The sequence below is a fragment of the Acinetobacter sp. YH12218 genome (assembly GCF_013417925.1).
In the GTDB taxonomy this organism is placed as follows: Bacteria; Pseudomonadota; Gammaproteobacteria; order Pseudomonadales; family Moraxellaceae; genus Acinetobacter; species Acinetobacter amyesii.
In genome coordinates, this window is sequence record NZ_VPDB01000155.1 from 1 (window position 1) to 1,658 (window position 1,658).

The 1,658-nt window shown below is 44.7% G+C and carries 2 protein-coding genes; one reads left to right on the forward strand and one right to left on the reverse strand.

From position 1 onward, the window contains the following. Positions 1–191: 191 nt before the first annotated feature. On the forward strand, positions 192–1,007 hold the full coding sequence (locus FTV03_RS17640) for an aminoglycoside O-phosphotransferase APH(3')-Ia (RefSeq protein WP_000018326.1): 816 nt from the start codon (positions 192–194) through the stop codon (positions 1,005–1,007). A 136-nt stretch (positions 1,008–1,143) separates the two neighbouring features. On the opposite strand, the gene FTV03_RS17645 is transcribed toward FTV03_RS17640, so the two are convergent. Then, positions 1,144–1,545: a LysR substrate-binding domain-containing protein gene (locus tag FTV03_RS17645; protein WP_001183556.1), complete on the reverse strand. Its 402-nt coding sequence runs from the start codon at positions 1,543–1,545 to the stop codon at positions 1,144–1,146. Positions 1,546–1,658: the final 113 nt, after the last annotated feature.

Here is a 1,658-nt window from a genome sequence, read left to right on the forward strand (position 1 = left end):
TACCAGCGTACGGCCCACAGAATGATGTCACGCTGAAAATGCCGGCCTTTGAATGGGTTCATGTGCAGCTCCATCAGCAAAAGGGGATGATAAGTTTATCACCACCGACTATTTGCAACAGTGCCGATAAAAATATATCATCATGAACAATAAAACTGTCTGCTTACATAAACAGTAATACAAGGGGTGTTATGAGCCATATTCAACGGGAAACGTCTTGCTCGAGGCCGCGATTAAATTCCAACCTGGATGCTGATTTATATGGGTATAGATGGGCTCGCGATAATGTCGGGCAATCAGGTGCGACAATCTATCGATTGTATGGGAAGCCCAATGCGCCAGAGTTGTTTCTGAAACATGGCAAAGGTAGCGTTGCCAATGATGTTACAGATGAGATGGTCAGACTAAACTGGCTGACGGCATTTATGCCTCTTCCGACCATCAAGCATTTTATCCGTACTCCTGATGATGCATGGTTACTCACCACTGCGATCCCCGGGAAAACAGCATTCCAGGTATTAGAAGAATATCCTGATTCAGGTGAAAATATTGTTGATGCGCTGGCAGTGTTCCTGCGCCGGTTGCATTCGATTCCTGTTTGTAATTGTCCTTTTAACAGCGATCGCGTATTTCGTCTCGCTCAGGCGCAATCACGAATGAATAACGGTTTGGTTGATGCTAGTGATTTTGATGACGAGCGTAATGGCTGGCCTGTTGAACAAGTCTGGAAAGAAATGCATAAGCTTTTGCCATTCTCACCGGATTCAGTCGTCACTCATGGTGATTTCTCACTTGATAACCTTATTTTTGACGAGGGGAAATTAATAGGTTGTATTGATGTTGGACGAGTCGGAATCGCAGACCGATACCAGGATCTTGCCATCCTATGGAACTGCCTCGGTGAGTTTTCTCCTTCATTACAGAAACGGCTTTTTCAAAAATATGGTATTGATAATCCTGATATGAATAAATTGCAGTTTCATTTGATGCTCGATGAGTTTTTCTAATCAGAATTGGTTAATTGGTTGTAACACTGGCAGAGCATTACGCTGACTTGACGGGACGGCGCTTCCCTACCCTCATGGCCGCCTCCCAGGAATCGACCCAGGTGCTTATCGTGGACATAATCCTTTACTCATAAATTTATCTTATTCCATTATTGTACCTGTCACGCAAAACTTGCAGAAAAGCCATAAACGCAGGAGAATCCTGTCGGCGGTGAGGATAATAAATATGGTAGCCGTCAAAATATGGACACCACTCGGTCAGAACAGCAATCAGCTTGCCGCTTTTGATATATCCATCTGCAACATACTCGGGAATATAGGCAATCCCCAGCCCGTCTAATGCTGCATCGAGCTGATGAATCGTGCTGTTCGCAATATATTGCCCTTTGACTTTCAGACTGAATTTCTGAGCATCTTTCTCGAATTCCCAGGCGTACAATCCACTCGTATCAGAATAGCGGACGTTAATGCAGTTGTGGTTCAAAAGATCCTGCGGCTTCCTGGGCTTAGCATAACGCTTAAAATGGCACTGTTGCAAAGTTAGCGATGAGGCAGCCTTTTGTCTTATTCAAAGGCCTTACATTTCAAAAACTCTGCTTACCAGGCGCATTTCGCCCAGGGGATCACCATAATAAAATGCTGAGGCCTGGC